The organism is Streptomyces sp. NPDC006655 (assembly GCF_040703965.1).
GTDB lineage: Bacteria > Actinomycetota > Actinomycetes > Streptomycetales > Streptomycetaceae > Streptomyces.
Genome location: NZ_JBEYJU010000001.1, coordinates 22,961 through 38,042 on the forward strand (window position 1 = coordinate 22,961; position 15,082 = coordinate 38,042).

The following is a 15,082-nucleotide window of genomic DNA, read 5'->3' on the forward strand; positions in this document are numbered from 1 at the left end:
TTCGGGCACCGCCCCGACGGGTGCTACAGGTTACCGCCGGGCGTACCCGCAGGTCACTTCGCGGTGGGCGCCGTGCAGACGGCGACACCGGGCTCCCAGACGCTGCCGAGGACCAGGAGCCGGCCGGTCACGCAGACACTGGTGGCCATCCGGAAGCCGGAGCGCTGCCGGGCGAGGTGGTGGACGACGCGGCCGTCGTCGTCGAGGGCCATGACGGCGATGGTGCCGACCGGGCGGTAGGGGGCGTGCACGGCGGCACGGGCGGCCGCCCGGCGCACCGCGGACGGGGTGCGGTGCAGGAGGTCGAGCGGGGGGTTGCGCGGCCCGGCGAGGGCCACCCAGGTGAGCTCGCCGTCCCGCCACATGTTGTCGGGCATGCCCGGCAGTTCGGCGAAGAACTCGGCGCGGCCGGCGCGCGGGCCCGTGAGCCAGTACCGGGTCAGCCGGTACGCGCCGGTCTCGGCGACGATCAGAAAGGTGCCGTCGCCGCTCACCGCCAGCCCGTTGGCGAACTGGAACCCCTCGCAGGCCACTTCGGGGGCCCGGGCGCCGGGGGCGAGGCGCAGCAGGCGGCCGGTGCCGCTGTGCTCGACGATGTCGCCGACCCACTGGTGCAGGGGGAAGCGACGACTGGCGACCGTGAAGTACGCGGTGCCGTCGGGCAGGGCGACCACATTGCTCGCGAACCGCAGCGGCTCGCCCTCGACCGAGTCGGCGAGGACGCGCACCACGCCGTCGGCGAGTCCGACGCGCAGCAGGCCGCGCTCCGCGTCGCACACCAGCAGGTCGCCGTCCGGGAGGAGTTCGAGTCCCAGCGGGCGGCCGCCGGTCTCCGCCAGCACCCGCACCCGGACGGTGTCCGGGTCGCCGAGGCCGTCCAGGCGCAGGATGCGGCCGTCCTCGACGCCGGTCAGGACCCGCCCGTCCGGATCCGTGACCACGTCCTCCGGGCCTCGGCCGCCGACGGCGACGTAGTGGAGGGGGACGAGGCGCGTGGGTCGGTCCATGGGCCCCATGGTGGCAGTCGGCGGCGCCGCCCGGCGACCCGCGAACCGGCCCCGTTTCACCAGCCCTTTTCGAACAGCCGGGCCACCTCGGCGATCCGGATGTCGTCACGCCGGTAGTAGACCCGGTGCCGGATGCGCTTGGCGCGCAGCAGGCCGAGCCGGGTCAGCAGGTCCAGATGGGTGCCGGCGACCCGACGGGAGACTCCGAGCTTCGCGGCGACGGCCCGGACACTGACGCCGTCCTCGGCGAGGTCCGCGTGGCGCTGGGGCGGGAAGTGGGCCGCCGGATCCTTGAGCCAGTCCAGAATGTCCAGGCGGCTTGCGCTCTTGGCGTTCCTCAGCATCCGACCGGCCTCCGTCCCTGCCTCCTCGTAGTTGGTGATGCCCACCTTTCCGCAGCCGAAGCCACCACGTCCGGGGCTCGGTGCGCGATGTCCGAGAAGGGACGTCCGGGCAGGGCGGAGGGGCCCGGCCGTCCCCTTACGGCCGGGCCCCCCGTCAGTGGTGGTTCAGCGGTGGCTGAACCACGCCATGGAGGACAGCGCCCTGTCGTCGTAGCCGAACAGGGCCTGGTTCTCCCAGCCGTTGCCCGAGGTGGCGTCGGTCGGGTCCCAGCCGTTGCCGGTGACGGCGGTCCAGGTCGCCTCCCAGTAGAAGACGCCGAGCCCACGGCCGTTCGGGACGGCCTCCACGATGTTCGCGACGGCGTTCATCCAGGCCAGCTGACCGGCCGCGCTGGCCGGGTAGCCGGTGACCAGTTCGCCGCCGGTGTCTATCTGGTTCTCCAGCGAGTCGTCCTGGGCGAGGGTGAACGGGTAGGCGGTCTCGGCGATGAACACCGGCTTGGCGTAGCGGGAGGCCACGTCGTCCAGGGTGGTCTGGGCGGCGGCCAGTGAGCCGTGCCAGTAGCCGTAGTACGACAGCCCGATCACGTCGTAGTCGATGCCGTAGGTCTTGGCGTTGTCGAACCACCAGCGGACCGTGGCGTCGTCGCCCGCGTTGGCCAGGTGCAGGGCGACCCGGGTGGCGGAGGAGACCGCCTTGGCGGCGCTGTAGCCGGAGTTGATCAGGCCGGCGAGCTGCGACCAGTTGTCGGTGGAGCCCTCGGACCAGAGCATGCCGCCGTTGATCTCGTTGCCGATCTGGACCATGTCGGCGGTGGTGCCCTGGGCCTTCAGCGCGCTCAGGACGTCGTAGGTGTGGTTGTAGACGTCGGTCTTGAGCTGGCTGTAGGAGTGGCCGGTCCAGGCGGCGGGCTTGGTCTGCTTGCCCGGGTCGGCCCAGCTGTCCGAGTAGTGGAAGTCGACCAGCAGCTTCATGCCGGCCGCCTTGATCCGCTTGGCCATGGCCAGCACGTGCGCCTTGTCGTTGTAGCCGTCGGCCGGGTTGACCCAGACCTTCAGGCGCGCGTAGTTCATGCCGGCGTTCTTCAGGATGGTGACCGCGTCTCCGGTGGTGCCGGAACTGGTCTTGTAGACACCGCCCTTGGCCTCGCTCTTGGCCAGTGACGAGATGTCGGCGCCCTTGATCGACAGCCCCGTCGAGCCAGACGCGAACGTCACGTCGTCGACGTTGATCCAGTTGCCCGCGTTGGCGTCGGAGTAGAAGCTGACCGTGCACTGGTTGTTGGTGACCGCGATCGAGGTGACGATCCGGATCCAGCTGCTCGTGGAGACCGGCAGGTCGGTCCGCTGCTCCGAACTGCCGCAGTTCTTCAGGGACATGTAGGCGGAGTTCTGGCCGCCGCTGGAGCGGACCCAGGCGGTGAGCGTGTAGTTCCCGTTGGTCAGCCCCGACAGGTACTGGTACGTCTCCACCTTGTAGGCGGAGGCCGAGTACTGGCTCAGGCGGTAACTGCCGCCGTGGCCACCGGACTCGGTGTACGAGGCACCCGTGTCGCCGTACTCCGACCAGCCGGTGGGCGTGGCCACGCCCGCACCGTCGGATTCGAAGCCGCCGTTGGTGAGGGTGGCGGCCGCCTGGGCGGTTGTGGCGGGAAGGGCGGTGAGGGCGAGCCCGGCCAGGAGCGGCAGCAGCAGGGCTCTGATGGTGCGTCTGGGATGGAACATCATCGTCCGTCGTCCCTTCGACGTGACTGGGGAGGGGGTGTCCTCCGGCGAACCGGAGGAGGACCCCTCCGCCCGCGGCTCTCGTGGCACGCGCGGACGGAGGGGAGTCTCGGCGGACCGGGCGCGGCGGACCGGTCCGCGGCCGGGTCAGCCGTCGAGCCGTACGACCCTGACGGCGCCCGCGGGAACCGCGAGCCGGCCCGCGGCGCGTTCGCCCGTGAGCAGCTCGGTGCCGTGCGCCTCCAGCGGCACCTTGGCGTCGGTGGCGGTGTGGTTGATCGCGAACACGAAGGTGCCGGACTCGCCGGTGCGGCGGACCACCTCGACGTCGCGGGGCAGTTCGGCCCGGGGAGCGATCCGGGCGTCCTCGGCGGCCCGGCCGAGCAGCGCGTCCAGGCCGTGCGCGTCCAGGCGGGTCGACACGTACCAGGCGACGCCCTCCCCCAGCCGGTGCCGGGTGACCGCCGGCCGGCCGGCGGCGAGACCGTCGGCGTAGGTCCAGACGGTCTCGGCGCCGCGCGGGACGACGAACTCGGTCCACACGTCGCCGGTCAGCTCGGAGTCTTCGGGGCCGGCCAGCCGTACCCGCTGGTCCTTCAGCAGCGGTGAGAACTCCTCCACGGTGAGGCCCAGGGTCTCGCGCAGGGCGCCCGGGTGGGCGCCTTCGTGGACGGCGTCGTGCTCGTCGACGATCCCGGAGAAGTACGAGACGACGAGGGTGCCGCCGTCGTCGACGTACTCCCTGAGGTTGTTCCCGGCCGCCTCCGTCATCAGGTACAGGGCCGGTACGACGACAAGGGGATAGGCCGACAAGTCGCTTTCCGGGTGGGCGAAGTCGACGGTGAGGTGACGGTCGTAGAGGGCCTCGTAGAAGGCGTCGGCGCGCTCGCGCGGGTCGTGGTCCTCGCTGGGGCGCCACTGGAGGTTCTGCGCCCACCAGGACTGCCAGTCCCACAGGACGGCGACGTCGGCCCGGGTGCGGGTGCCCTTGATCAGGTTCAACGAGTCGAGGGACGCGCCCAGTTCGACGACCTCACGCCAGACCCGGGTCTCGGTGCCGCCGTGCGGGAGCATCGCGGAGTGGAACTTCTCGGCGCCGCGCCGGGACTGCCGCCACTGGAAGAACATCGCGCCGTCCGAGCCACGGGCCACGTGGGCGAGGGAGTTGCGGGCCATCTGGCCGGGCGCCTTGGCCGGATTGCGGGGCTGCCAGTTGACCCCCGACGTGGAGTGCTCCAGGAGCAGCCAGGGGGCGCCGGCGGCGACGGACCGGGTGAGGTCGGCGGCCATGGCGAGGTTGACGTGGGTACGGCGGCCGTCGGTGATCAGGTAGTGGTCGTTGGTGACCAGGTCGACCTCGCGGCCCCAGGCCCAGTAGTCCATCGAGTCGCACTGGCTGAGGGCGGTCATGAAGTTGGTGGTCACCGGGACGCCGGGCGAGAGGCGGTGCAGGATGTCCCGTTCCATCCGGAAGTTCTCGCGGATGGTGGCGTCGGCGAACCGCTTGTAGTCGAGGGCCTGGCCCGGGTTGCCGACGGTCGGGGTGGCGCGCGGGGGGTTGATCTGCCCGAGGTCCGTGTAGTGCTGGCCCCAGAAGGCCGTGCCCCAGGCCGCGTTGACCGCGTCGACCGTGCCGTACGTGTCCGCGAGCCAGCGGCGGAAGTGCGCGGCGCAGGAGTCGCAGTAGCAGGCCGAGACGGGGACGCCGTACTCGTTGTGGACGTGCCAGAGCGCGAGGGCCGGGTGGTCGCCGTAGCGCTCGGCCAGGCGCGTGGTGATGGCGGCGGCGGCCGTGCGGTAGTCGGCGTTGGAGTGGCAGACGGCGCCGCGGGAGCCGAACTCGTGGCGCATGCCCTCGGCGGTGACCGGCAGGGCCTCGGGGTGCGCCCGGTAGAACCAGGCGGGCGGCACCACCGTGGGCGTGCCGAGGTCGACGCGGATGCCGTTCTCGTGCAGCAGGCCGAGGACCCGGTCGAGCCAGCCGAAGTCGTACTCCCCCGGCGCCGGCTCGAGGAGGGCCCAGGAGAAGATCCCGACGCTCACCATCGTGACCCCGGCCTCGCGCATCAGCCGGACGTCCTCCTGCCAGACGCTCTCCGGCCACTGCTCGGGGTTGTAGTCCCCACCGAAGGCGAGCCTGGTGAGGCCCCTGGGGCTGGTGTCCGGCATGGATCTCTCCCGTTTAATCGATCATTTGGGAACGTGCACACACATCGTCGGCGGCGTGCGCCCAACATAACCGCACAGCAACAACCATTGACAAGTGTCCGGGATGTTTCTCTACTGTGAACGCTCACAGAGCAGGGCACGGACTCGCGTCGGGCGAGGATCCGGGTCTGAGAACGCTCACAGCATCTGCAGGGCAGGTTCCCGCGACGGGCGGGGACCCAGGTCAGGGGAGAGATCCATGCCGCACACGAAGCGCCGCCGCCTCGTGACAACCGCCGTCGCCGTCTCGCTCGGCGCCACCGCCCTCGCCGCCTGCGGCTCGTCCGACGACAGCAAGGCCGACTCGGGACCGGTCTCGCTGACGTACTGGGCGTGGGCCCCCGGTATGGACAAGGTCGTCGACCTCTGGAACAAGGGCGAGGGCAAGAAGGACCAGATCACCGTCACGGTGAAGAAGCAGGCCTCCGGCGACACCCTGGTCACCAAGATCCTCACCGCGCACAAGGCGAAGAACGGCCCCGACCTGGTGCAGGCCGAGTACCAGGCACTGCCGACGCTGGTCAGCAACGACGCCGTCGCCGACATTTCCAAGACGGTCGGCGACGCGAAGTCGAAGTTCGCCGACGGCGTCTGGCAGCAGGTCACGCTGGGCACGGACGCGGTGTACGCGGTGCCGCAGGACATCGGCCCGATGATGTTCTACTACCGCGCGGACCTGTTCAAGAAGTACGGCCTGAAGGTCCCCACCACCTGGGACGAGTTCGCCCAGACCGCCCGCGCCCTGAAGAAGAAGGCGCCGGACGTCGACCTCACCACCTTCTCCGCCAACGACTCCGGTCTCTTCGCGGGCCTCGCCCAGCAGGCCGGCGCCAAGTGGTGGACCACCTCCGGTGACAAGTGGAAGGTCGCCATCAACGACGCGGCCACCCAGAAGGTCGCGAAGTTCTGGGGCGGCCTGGTCAAGGAGGGCGCGATCGACAACCAGCCGATGTACACCCCGGCCTGGAACAAGGCGCTGGACACCGGAAAGCAGATCGCCTGGGTCTCCGCGGTGTGGGCGCCGGGCACGCTGACCACGGCCGCGCCCGACACCAAGGGGAAGTGGGCGATGGCCCCGCTCCCCCAGTGGTCCGCCGACCAGGACGTCACCGGCAGCTGGGGCGGCTCCTCCACCGCCGTCACCACCGACTCCAAGCACCAGGAGGCCGCCGCCAAGTTCGCCGCCTGGCTGAACACCGACGGCGACGCGCTCAACGCGCTGGCCAAGGAGAGCGGCATCTACCCGGCGTCCAGCTCGGCCCAGCTCAGCGGCGCCTTCTCGAACCCGCCGGAGTACTTCTCCGACCAGGCCGACTTCTACACCGAGGCCGCCAAGATCGCGGGGACCACGGCCCCCTCCGCCTGGGGCCCGAACGTGAACGTCGCCTACACGACCTTCAACGACGCGTTCGGCGCCGCCGCCAAGAACAAGTCGGACTTCGTGACCGCCCTGAACACCATGCAGGACGCCACGGTCGCCGACATGAAGAAGCAGGGCTTCGAGGTCTCGCAGTGACCAGCCCCACCGTCCGGAGGTCGTACGGGGTCAAGGGGGCCCCGTACGCCCACCCGTCTCCCACCACCACCCTCAAACGAGCGCGGAGCGCCCCCTACTTTTTCCTCGTCCCCGCCGCGGTCCTGTTCGCACTGTTCTTCGCGCTGCCCATCGGGTACGCGGTCTGGCTCAGCTTCCGCAAGGTGCACGTCTCCGGCCTCGGCCTGGGCGCGGGCGCCCGCAGCGAGGTCTGGGCCGGCCTGGAGAACTACCGCGATGCCCTCACCGACAGCGAGTTCTACGCCGGTGCCCTGCGCGTCCTCGGCTACGGCTGCATCGTCGTCCCGGTGATGCTGGGCCTCGCCCTGCTGTTCGCCCTGATGCTCGACTCCGAGCGGGTCCGCCTCGCCCCCTTCACCCGGCTCGCGATCTTCCTGCCGTACGCCGTCCCGGGCGTGGTGGCCGCGCTGCTGTGGGGCTTCCTGTACCTCCCGGACGTCAGCCCCTTCTATTACCTGCTCGACAAGTTCCACCTGCCACAGCCGAACCTGTTGGACGGCGGGCCGCTGTACCTGGCCCTGTCCAACATCGCGGTCTGGGGCGGCACCGGCTTCAACATGATCGTCATCTACACCTCGCTCAGGTCCATTCCGGTCGAGGTGTACGAGGCGGCCAAGCTGGACGGCGCCACCCCGCTGGGGACCGCCCTGCGGATCAAGATCCCGATGGTGGCGCCCTCGCTGGTGCTGACCTTCTTCTTCTCGATCATCGCGACGCTCCAGGTGTTCAACGAGCCGATGACCCTCAAGCCCCTGACCAACTCGGTCAGCACGACCTGGAGTCCGCTGATGAAGGTGTACGTCGACGCCTTCGCCAAGGGGGACATCTACTCGGCATCGGCCGAGGCGACCCTGATCGCCCTCGCCACGCTGGCGTTGTCCTTCGGGTTCCTGCGGGCCGCGAACCGCCGCAACAAGCAGGAGGCAGCACCGTGAGTTCTCTTGCCGTCCGCAAGGCCGCACCGGCGGCCGGCACGACGCCCGGCACCGCCCAGGGGCCGCCGCTGCGCCGCCGTGTCGCCCTGATCCCGACGGCCGTCCTCCTGCTGGGCGCGGCCTACACGCTGCTGCCGGTCGCCTGGGTCGTGATCGCGTCCACCAAGTCCGGCAGCGAACTGTTCTCCACTTTCACGTTCCTGCCCGGCTCCGGCTTCGCCCAGAACCTCAAGGACCTCACCACCTACCGGGACGGCATCTACTGGCAGTGGATGGCCAACTCCGCCCTGTACGCCGGTCTCGGTGCCGTGGTCTCGACGTGCGTGTCGGCGGTCAGCGGCTACGCCCTCGCCGTCTACCGGTTCAGGGGCCGCGAGGCGATCTTCAACGTGCTGCTCGCCGGTGTGCTGATGCCCCCGGTCATCCTGGCCATCCCGCAGTACCTGCTGCTCGCCAAGGCGAACCTCACGGACTCCTACCTGTCCGTGCTGCTCCCCCAGATCCTCGCCCCGTACGGTGTCTACCTCTCACGGATCTACGCGGCCGCGGCCGTCCCCGCCGACGTGGTGGAGGCCGGACGGATGGACGGGGCCGGCGAGTGGCGGATCTTCACCCGGATCGCGCTGCCGATGATGATCCCGGGCATGGTGACGGTGTTCCTGTTCCAGTTCGTGGCCATCTGGAACAACTTCCTGCTGCCGTACATCATGCTGAGCAACGACGAGCGGTTCCCGCTCACGCTCGGTCTGTACACGCTCCTGATGCAGGGCGCCAACACTCCGGCCCTCTACACCCTGGTGATCACCGGCGCGTTCCTGGCCGTGCTGCCGCTGATCGCGCTCTTCCTCGTCATTCAGCGGTTCTGGAGCCTTGACCTGCTGTCCGGGGCCGTAAAGTCATGACCATGAGCAGTAGTGCGGGGGGTCGCCGCAGACCGCCGACGATCCACGACGTGGCCCGTGAGGCCGGTGTCTCACGGGGCACGGTCTCGCGGGTGCTCAACGGCGGCCACTACGTCAGTCCCGCCGCGCAGGAGGCGGTCAACAACGCCATCCGCAGGACGGGTTACGTCGTGAACCGGCACGCCCGTTCGCTGATCACCGGCCGTTCGGACTCGGTGGGCTTCCTGCTGACTGAACCCCAGGAGCGGTTCTTCGAGGACCCCAACTTCAATGTGCTGCTGAGCGGTTGCACGAAGGCGCTGGCCGGGCACGACATCCCGTTGCTGCTGATGCTGGCGGGCACGAAGGACGAACGGCGCCGGATCACGCGGTACATCACGGCCGGGCACGTCGACGGGGTGCTGCTGGTCTCCAGCCACTCCGGCGATCCGGTCGCGGAGGAGCTGCGCCAGGCGGGGGTGCCGCTGGTCGCCTGCGGCAAGCCGATCGGCCTCGGTTCGAAGGTCGGCTACGTGGCCGCCGACGACCGGGACGGCGCCCGGGACATGGTCCGGCATCTGCTGGCCGTGGGCCGCCGCAGGATCGGCATGATCACCGGCCCGCTGGACACCCCCGGCGGTGTCGAGCGGCTCGCCGGGTACCGCGAGGTCCTCACCGAGGCGGGCGTCGAGTTCGACGAGGCGCTCGTCGTGTCCGGGGACTACAGCCGGGCGAGCGGTGCGGCCGGGGCCGAGCGGCTGCTCGCCCAGGCACCGGACCTGGACGCGGTGTTCGTGGCCTCCGACCTGATGGCGCAGGGCGTGCTGACGGTGCTGGAGCGGGCCGGGAAGCGGGTGCCGGAGGACATCGCCGTCGGCGGCTTCGACGACTCTCCGGTGGCGACCGAGGTGAGCCCGGCGCTCACCACGATCCGGCAGCCCTGGGACCGGATCAGCGCCGAGATGGTGCGGGTGCTGCTCGCGCAGATCGGCGGGGAGGATCCGGCGGCGGTGATCCTGCCGACGGAGCTGGTGGTGCGCGACTCGGCGTGAGCCGGGTCGGGCGCCGCAGGGGGTGCCGGGAAAGGCCGTCGGGCGTCTGCCGCGCCGTCGTGGCCGGTCGCGCAGTTCCTCGCGCCCCTGACGGGGGCGCGTCGCCGGGGGCCGGCAACCGGTCAGGATCGGAGAAGCCGCCGTGGGCGTCCCCCGCTTAGCGTGGGATCACCGACCGAGAACGCGTCGGGACTCGCAGTGCGACAAGGAGAAGGTCCCATGACCGCAGGCATCCAGACGATCATCTACCCCGTGAAGGACGCGGAGCGCGCCAAGGCCGTGTTCGGTGCGCTGCTGGGCGTCGAGCCGTACGCCGACACGCCGTACTACATCGGGTACAAGGCCGCCGGGCAGGACGTCGGCCTCGACCCCAACGGGCACGCCCAGGGGCTCACCGGGCCCACGCCGTTCTGGCACGTCACCGACCTGCGGGAGCGGCTCGCGGCGCTGCTGGCGGCGGGTGCCGAGCTGGTGCAGGACGCGCGGGACGTCGGCAACGGGCGACTGATCGCCTCGGTGAAGGACGCCGACGGCAACATGGTGGGGCTGCTCCAGGACCCGGTCGCCTGAGCGCAGGACCGCATGCACCCGCACTAGTTGCACACTCAACAATTGGCTGGATCAGTGCTACCGTGCGGGTATGGCAGTCAAGACGGCGGAGGCCCGGCTCGAAGACCGGTGGCGGGACATCCTGTCGGTGCACGCGCGCACGATGTGCGAGATCGACCGGGTGCTGCATCCGCACGGGCTCGGCGCGAGCGACTTCGAGGTGCTCGACCTGCTGGCCACCGAGACGCCCGCCGAGGGTGACCACTGCCGGGTGCAGAACCTGGTCGGACGGGTGCATCTGAGCCAGAGCGCGCTGTCCCGGCTGATCGGCCGGCTGGAGAAGGACGGCCTGGTGGAGCGGTCGGTCTGTGTCGAGGACCGGCGGGGCGTGTGGGTCGCGCTCACCGCCAAGGGCCGCGCCCTGCACGCGGAGGTACGGCCGTTGCAGCGGGCGGTGCTGGAGCGGATGCTGGAGCACCCCGCGGACCAGTAGTGCCTCGTCGGGCGCTGCCGCCCTTCAGAGAGCGAACTCGATTCCGTCCGGGAGGACTTCGACGCCTTCCGCGGCCACCTGGGCGCGGGCCCCGGAGGCCGGGTCGAGCAGCGGGTTCGTGTTGTCGAGGTGGGTGTAGATCCGGCGGGTGCGCGGGTGGCGGGCCAGGGCGGCGAGGCTGCCGTGCCGACCGGAGACGGGCAGATGGTCCCTGGCCGCCTGCCGGGGACCGGAGCGGGCCTTGGCGCCCGCCTCGTCCGCGCTGAAGAAGGTGCCGTCCAGCAGGACGCAGTCCGCCTCCGCGCACAGCTCGTCGAGACTCTCGCTCCAGGCACCGACGCGGGGCGCGTAGAGCAGCACTCCCCCGGTGGCCAGGTCCTCGATCCGGTACGCCGTGACCCAGCGGCCGTCGGCCTCGGCGAGCCCGGGCGGCAGGTACGTCGGGGTCCTGGGGCCCATCGGGTGGGCGGTGACCACCAGCCCGCCGGCCAGCACGAACCCGCCGTCGGCCAGGCTGTCGGCCCACTCCCAGGGGGCGTGGCGGTCGAGGGCGGCACGGGCGGGAGCCAGCACCGTGCGTACCGGCGGGGCCGCGTACACCTTGAGGTCCGGCGCGCCGCGCAGCACGCTCAGGCCGGTGACGTGGTCGGCCTCCGCGTCGGTGAGCAGCACCCCGCGCACCGGGGTCTCCCGGGGACCGGGCCCCGGCCACAGCGCGGTGGTGGCGGTGAGCTGGGCGCGGATGTCCGGGGAGGCGTTGAGCAGCCACCAGTCCCGGCCGTTGCCGGTCAGGGCGACGCACTCCTGGGTACGGGAGGGCAGCTTGCCGTCCCGGGCGGCGGCGCACAGCGCGCAGGCGCAGTTCCACCGCGGGAACCCGCCGTCGGCTGCGGTGCCCAGCAGGACGACCCTCACGACGATCCGCCCCTCTCGCTCTCCCCGGCCCCTGGTGGGATCTTCCCTCCGGACGGGCCTCGCTACCCGCGGGCGGGGGGAACTTCCGGCCGACCTTCACCGGGCCGCCGGTCCACCGGCCGGCGGGGCGGGATCGGCTCCGACGGGAAGTCGCGCGGGCCGGTCCACAGGGCCGGTACGGCGTCGCAGCGGCGGCACAGCTCGTAGGCGACGGCCTCGTAGTTGACCCGCCAGCCGTGGAAGTGCGGCCAGGCCTCCGCGGTGGAGCGCTCGGCCCGGAAACCGGTCCTCTCCAGCATGGCCACGGCCGCCTCGAACTCCGCGTAGGTCAGGTGGATAGGGGCGTCGGGGGCCGGGTCGGCCTCGAAGGTGGCCCGCACCGAGGCGGCGATGTCGCGCAGCGCGGTGAAGCCGGCGCGCAGCACCAGACGGGCCGCCGGCGGCGCGCTGCCGGGAGCGAGGGCGAGCTGCATGGCCGCCGCGTCCATGACGGCGATCAGGCCGACCAGCCAGCTGCGGTAGGGGCGGGGCGAGCGGAACGCCAGCAGGACGGGGTAGGTCGCGTGACTCTCCCCCATGTCCGCGGCCAGCCGCTCCCAGGCCCGGTACAGCTCGGGCAGCGCGGTCTCGGTGTCGACCAGCCACTGCCGGGCGAGGATCTCCGGCCCCCAGGCGGGCTCGCCGGCCCGGGACTGGAGCAGGGTCACCTCCAGTTCGCGGCGGTTGTAGGCCGCGTACAGCGTGGGGAGGTAGGCGATCTGCAGGGCGATGACGACGGGGCCGGTGGCGGCGGCGACGAAGTCCAGCGCGGACAGCCGCAGCCGGGCGCCGCTGGCGAACCCGAGGGTGAACAGGCTGGAGCCGGCCTCGCGGAACGCGGTGCTCCAGGACAGCGGGGACAACGCGTACAACAGCATCCCGAAGCCGAGGAACGCACCGCCCAGCCAGGCGGCGAGCATGCCGACCAGCATCAGGGGCGCGAGCCAGGTCTGGGCGCGGTCGATGGCGCGGTAGCCGCCCCGGTGGGCGAGGAGGCAGAGCACCCGGCGCAGGGTCGACCACAGCCGGTACACCAGCACGGAGTACAGGCCTCTGGGGACCACGAGCGTGCGCAGGATGCTGCGCAGGACCAGGATCAGTACCAGGCCCCCGGCCACCCCGGAGATCCATTCCATGGCGCCATTGTGGCCCGCACGGCGGCCTCCCGGTGACCGGGGCCCTGCGTCGTGTCAGCCCGCCGACGGGGCGAGCAGGGTCCGCACTCCCTCCGAGGTGAGTGTCAGCGCGTGCGCGGAGCTGCCGTCGATCGCGAGCGAGAGGTTGTCCTCCGGCCACTGCGAGGCGAGCGCGCCCAGCGGCACCACGCGGTAGCGGGAGACGGTCGGCAGCAGACCGGTCAGTTCTCCTTCCGAGGTGAACACGGGGACGACGGGGTCGCCGTCGGGCCGTTCCAGGACCGGCAGCGCGATCACCGCGGGGTCGGCCGCCTCGCCGGCGTCGTCCGGCACCGGGACGAGCACGTCGCTGTGGGCGAGCGTGTCCAGGGCGGTGCGGTCCTCGGCGTTCGCGGCCAGTGTGTCGAGCGCCCGCTGGGCCGGCGTCGGGAAGTCGTCGTGTGCGGGTGTCTCCATGGTAGATCCCCAGATAGGTGGTGGTACCGGCCGTCTCCGGCAGGTCGCCGGGCGGCCACGGCTCGCGTACCCGATCGGCGCCGGGGCATGCGCCCGGGGTCCCGTGCACCGAGACCGGTCGCGCGGCCGCGCCCGCGGCGCGCCCCGACCGGCGGGTTCTGGTCCGTGCGGTGCGAAAACCACCGTCCGGGGTGACAGGGGCGGAACCGGGGGGTGGTGTAGAGGCAGTTCCCGGCGGCACGTGCCTCGCGCTCCCTCCCCTGGCATCACTCACCGCCGGTGACCAGGGGTAGGGCTAGCCGCGGAAGGTGACGGTCCGTATGCGAACCGTCACTGCCGCGACAGGAGGGAAGGAACGTCATGTCGGTCGAGACCGGTACGGCGCCCGGGGCGGGCGCCGACGAGCGGGAGCAGCAGAGCCTCGGGACCGCGGCGGCACGGAACCTCACGACGACGACCAAGTCCGCACCGCAGATGCAGGAGATCAGCTCACGGTGGCTGACCCGGATGCTGCCGTGGGTGGAGGTGCCCGGCGGGACGTACCGCGTGAACCGCAGGCTGTCCTACCGGGTCGGGGACGGCCGGGTGACCTTCGTCCAGACCGGCTCCCGGGTCGCCGTGATCCCCGACGAACTGGCGGAGCTGCCGCTGCTGCGCGGCTTCGAGGACGGCACCGCGCTCCAGGCCCTGGCGGCGCGGTTCGAGCAGCGGGACTACGCGCCGGGACAGGTGATCGTGACGGCGGGACGGCCCGCCGACCACGTCTACCTGATCGCGCACGGCAAGGTGGAACGGATCACCGAGGGCCCTTACGGCGAGGAGGCGGTCGTCGGGCTGCTGACGGACGGTGACCACTTCGGCGGCCGGGTGCTCGCCGGCCCGGACGGCGCCTGGGGGTTCACGGCCCGCGCCGCGACCTCGACCACCGTGCTGAAACTGCCGTATCGGGCGTACGCGGAGGTGACCGGCCGGCACGCCGGCCTGCGGGCGCACGTGGAACTGGCGAGACGCGACGGGCACCGGGACACCAACGCCTTCGGTGAGGCCGAGGTCAGGCTGAGCGCGGGCCATGTCGGCGAGCCGGACGTCCCGCACACCTTCGTCGACTACGAGCCGGCGCCGCGCGAGTACGAACTGAGCGTCGCCCAGACGGTGCTGCGCGTCCACTCCCGGGTGGCCGACCTCTACAACCAGCCGATGAACCAGACGGAGCAGCAGCTCAGGCTCACCGTGCAGGTGTTGCGGGAACGTCAGGAGCACGAGCTGGTCAACAACCGGGACTTCGGCCTGCTCCACAACGCCGACCACGGGCAGCGGATCTCCACCCACGCGGGCCCGCCGACCCCGGACGACCTCGACGAGCTGCTCGGCATGCGGCGCGACACGACCCACCTGTTCGCGCACCCCAAGGCGATCGCCGCGTTCGGCCGCGAGTGCAACAGGCGCGGTCTGTACGTCGGCAGCGTCGAGGTGGGCGGCCACCGCCTTCCGGCCTGGCGCGGTGTCCCGCTGCTTCCCTGCGGCAAGATCCCGGTCTCCGAGACCCGCACCTCCGCCATCATCGCGATGCGCGTCGGCGAAGAGAACCAGGGCGTGGTCGGCCTCTTCCAGACCGGCCTCCCCGACGAGGTGGAACCGGGCCTGAACGTCCGCTTCATGGGCATCAACGATCAGGCCGTCGCCTCCTACCTGGTCAGCACCTACTACTCGGCCGCGGTCCTGGTCCCCGACGCCCTCGGCGTCCTGGAGAACGTGGAGGTGTCACGCCGGGACTGAGGACCCGCATT

At 71.4% G+C, this 15,082-nt stretch carries 14 protein-coding genes; 7 read left to right on the forward strand and 7 right to left on the reverse strand.

The features are described 5' to 3' along the window. Positions 1–53: 53 nt before the first annotated feature. The 4 genes from AB0958_RS00120 to AB0958_RS00135 form a co-directional block, all read right to left on the reverse strand. Positions 54–1,007, reverse strand: a complete 954-nt coding sequence (locus tag AB0958_RS00120) for an SMP-30/gluconolactonase/LRE family protein (RefSeq protein ID WP_366887982.1) — start codon at positions 1,005–1,007, stop codon at positions 54–56. Between the two features lie 56 nt (positions 1,008–1,063). Further along, entirely contained in the window at positions 1,064–1,351 is a 288-nt protein-coding gene (locus AB0958_RS00125; RefSeq protein ID WP_366888166.1) for an ArsR family transcriptional regulator, read from the reverse strand. A 165-nt stretch (positions 1,352–1,516) separates the two neighbouring features. Next, positions 1,517–3,076, reverse strand: coding sequence for a glycosyl hydrolase 53 family protein (locus AB0958_RS00130; protein ID WP_366888167.1), 1,560 nt, complete (start codon positions 3,074–3,076; stop codon positions 1,517–1,519). Positions 3,077–3,223: 147 nt separating this feature from the next. After that, positions 3,224–5,245: a beta-galactosidase gene (locus tag AB0958_RS00135; protein WP_366887983.1), complete on the reverse strand. Its 2,022-nt coding sequence runs from the start codon at positions 5,243–5,245 to the stop codon at positions 3,224–3,226. Positions 5,246–5,483: 238 nt separating this feature from the next. Between AB0958_RS00135 and AB0958_RS00140 the strand changes: the two genes are divergently transcribed. From AB0958_RS00140 to AB0958_RS00165, 6 genes are all read left to right on the forward strand, one after another. After that, positions 5,484–6,800 carry an extracellular solute-binding protein gene (locus AB0958_RS00140; RefSeq protein WP_366887984.1) on the forward strand — a complete coding sequence of 439 codons (1,317 nt, stop codon included), beginning with the start codon at positions 5,484–5,486 and terminating at the stop codon, positions 6,798–6,800. After that, positions 6,797–7,774, forward strand: coding sequence for a sugar ABC transporter permease (locus AB0958_RS00145; protein WP_366887985.1), 978 nt, complete (start codon positions 6,797–6,799; stop codon positions 7,772–7,774). The genes AB0958_RS00140 and AB0958_RS00145 overlap by 4 nt, the downstream gene beginning before the upstream one ends. Further along, positions 7,771–8,676 (forward strand): carbohydrate ABC transporter permease, encoded by a 906-nt coding sequence (locus AB0958_RS00150; RefSeq protein ID WP_366887986.1) that lies wholly within the window; start codon positions 7,771–7,773, stop codon positions 8,674–8,676. The genes AB0958_RS00145 and AB0958_RS00150 overlap by 4 nt, the downstream gene beginning before the upstream one ends. Next, complete coding sequence (locus AB0958_RS00155; protein ID WP_366887987.1) at positions 8,673–9,707, forward strand: LacI family DNA-binding transcriptional regulator; 1,035 nt, start codon at positions 8,673–8,675, stop codon at positions 9,705–9,707. The genes AB0958_RS00150 and AB0958_RS00155 overlap by 4 nt, the downstream gene beginning before the upstream one ends. Positions 9,708–9,926: 219 nt before the next feature. Beyond that, complete coding sequence (locus AB0958_RS00160; protein ID WP_366887988.1) at positions 9,927–10,277, forward strand: VOC family protein; 351 nt, start codon at positions 9,927–9,929, stop codon at positions 10,275–10,277. A 70-nt stretch (positions 10,278–10,347) separates the two neighbouring features. Further along, positions 10,348–10,749, forward strand: a complete 402-nt coding sequence (locus AB0958_RS00165) for a MarR family transcriptional regulator (RefSeq protein ID WP_366887989.1) — start codon at positions 10,348–10,350, stop codon at positions 10,747–10,749. A 24-nt stretch (positions 10,750–10,773) separates the two neighbouring features. Here the strand turns inward: AB0958_RS00165 and pqqB are convergent, their stop codons facing one another. From pqqB to AB0958_RS00180, 3 genes are all read right to left on the reverse strand, one after another. Then, a complete protein-coding gene (gene pqqB / locus AB0958_RS00170; RefSeq protein ID WP_366887990.1) occupies positions 10,774–11,664 on the reverse strand; it encodes a pyrroloquinoline quinone biosynthesis protein PqqB in 891 nt (296 codons plus the stop codon). Positions 11,665–11,726: 62 nt separating this feature from the next. Next, positions 11,727–12,839 carry a hypothetical protein gene (locus AB0958_RS00175; RefSeq protein WP_366887991.1) on the reverse strand — a complete coding sequence of 371 codons (1,113 nt, stop codon included), beginning with the start codon at positions 12,837–12,839 and terminating at the stop codon, positions 11,727–11,729. A 54-nt stretch (positions 12,840–12,893) separates the two neighbouring features. After that, positions 12,894–13,295: an SseB family protein gene (locus AB0958_RS00180; protein WP_358973692.1), complete on the reverse strand. Its 402-nt coding sequence runs from the start codon at positions 13,293–13,295 to the stop codon at positions 12,894–12,896. A gap of 360 nt (positions 13,296–13,655) precedes the next feature. On the opposite strand from AB0958_RS00180, the gene AB0958_RS00185 reads away from it, so the two are divergent. Further along, on the forward strand, positions 13,656–15,071 hold the full coding sequence (locus tag AB0958_RS00185) for a family 2B encapsulin nanocompartment shell protein (RefSeq protein ID WP_366887992.1): 1,416 nt from the start codon (positions 13,656–13,658) through the stop codon (positions 15,069–15,071). The last annotated feature ends 11 nt before the right edge of the window (positions 15,072–15,082 follow it).

Coding starts and splice junctions, on each gene's coding strand:
- AB0958_RS00120 (WP_366887982.1), bottom strand. CDS start 1,007: ATGGACCGACCCACGCGCCTCGTCCCCCTCCACTACGTCGCCGTCGGC.
- AB0958_RS00125 (WP_366888166.1), bottom strand. CDS start 1,351: ATGCTGAGGAACGCCAAGAGCGCAAGCCGCCTGGACATTCTGGACTGG.
- AB0958_RS00130 (WP_366888167.1), bottom strand. CDS start 3,076: ATGTTCCATCCCAGACGCACCATCAGAGCCCTGCTGCTGCCGCTCCTG.
- AB0958_RS00135 (WP_366887983.1), bottom strand. CDS start 5,245: ATGCCGGACACCAGCCCCAGGGGCCTCACCAGGCTCGCCTTCGGTGGG.
- AB0958_RS00140 (WP_366887984.1), top strand. CDS start 5,484: ATGCCGCACACGAAGCGCCGCCGCCTCGTGACAACCGCCGTCGCCGTC.
- AB0958_RS00155 (WP_366887987.1), top strand. CDS start 8,673: ATGACCATGAGCAGTAGTGCGGGGGGTCGCCGCAGACCGCCGACGATC.
- AB0958_RS00160 (WP_366887988.1), top strand. CDS start 9,927: ATGACCGCAGGCATCCAGACGATCATCTACCCCGTGAAGGACGCGGAG.
- AB0958_RS00165 (WP_366887989.1), top strand. CDS start 10,348: ATGGCAGTCAAGACGGCGGAGGCCCGGCTCGAAGACCGGTGGCGGGAC.
- AB0958_RS00175 (WP_366887991.1), bottom strand. CDS start 12,839: ATGGAATGGATCTCCGGGGTGGCCGGGGGCCTGGTACTGATCCTGGTC.
- AB0958_RS00180 (WP_358973692.1), bottom strand. CDS start 13,295: ATGGAGACACCCGCACACGACGACTTCCCGACGCCGGCCCAGCGGGCG.
- AB0958_RS00185 (WP_366887992.1), top strand. CDS start 13,656: ATGTCGGTCGAGACCGGTACGGCGCCCGGGGCGGGCGCCGACGAGCGG.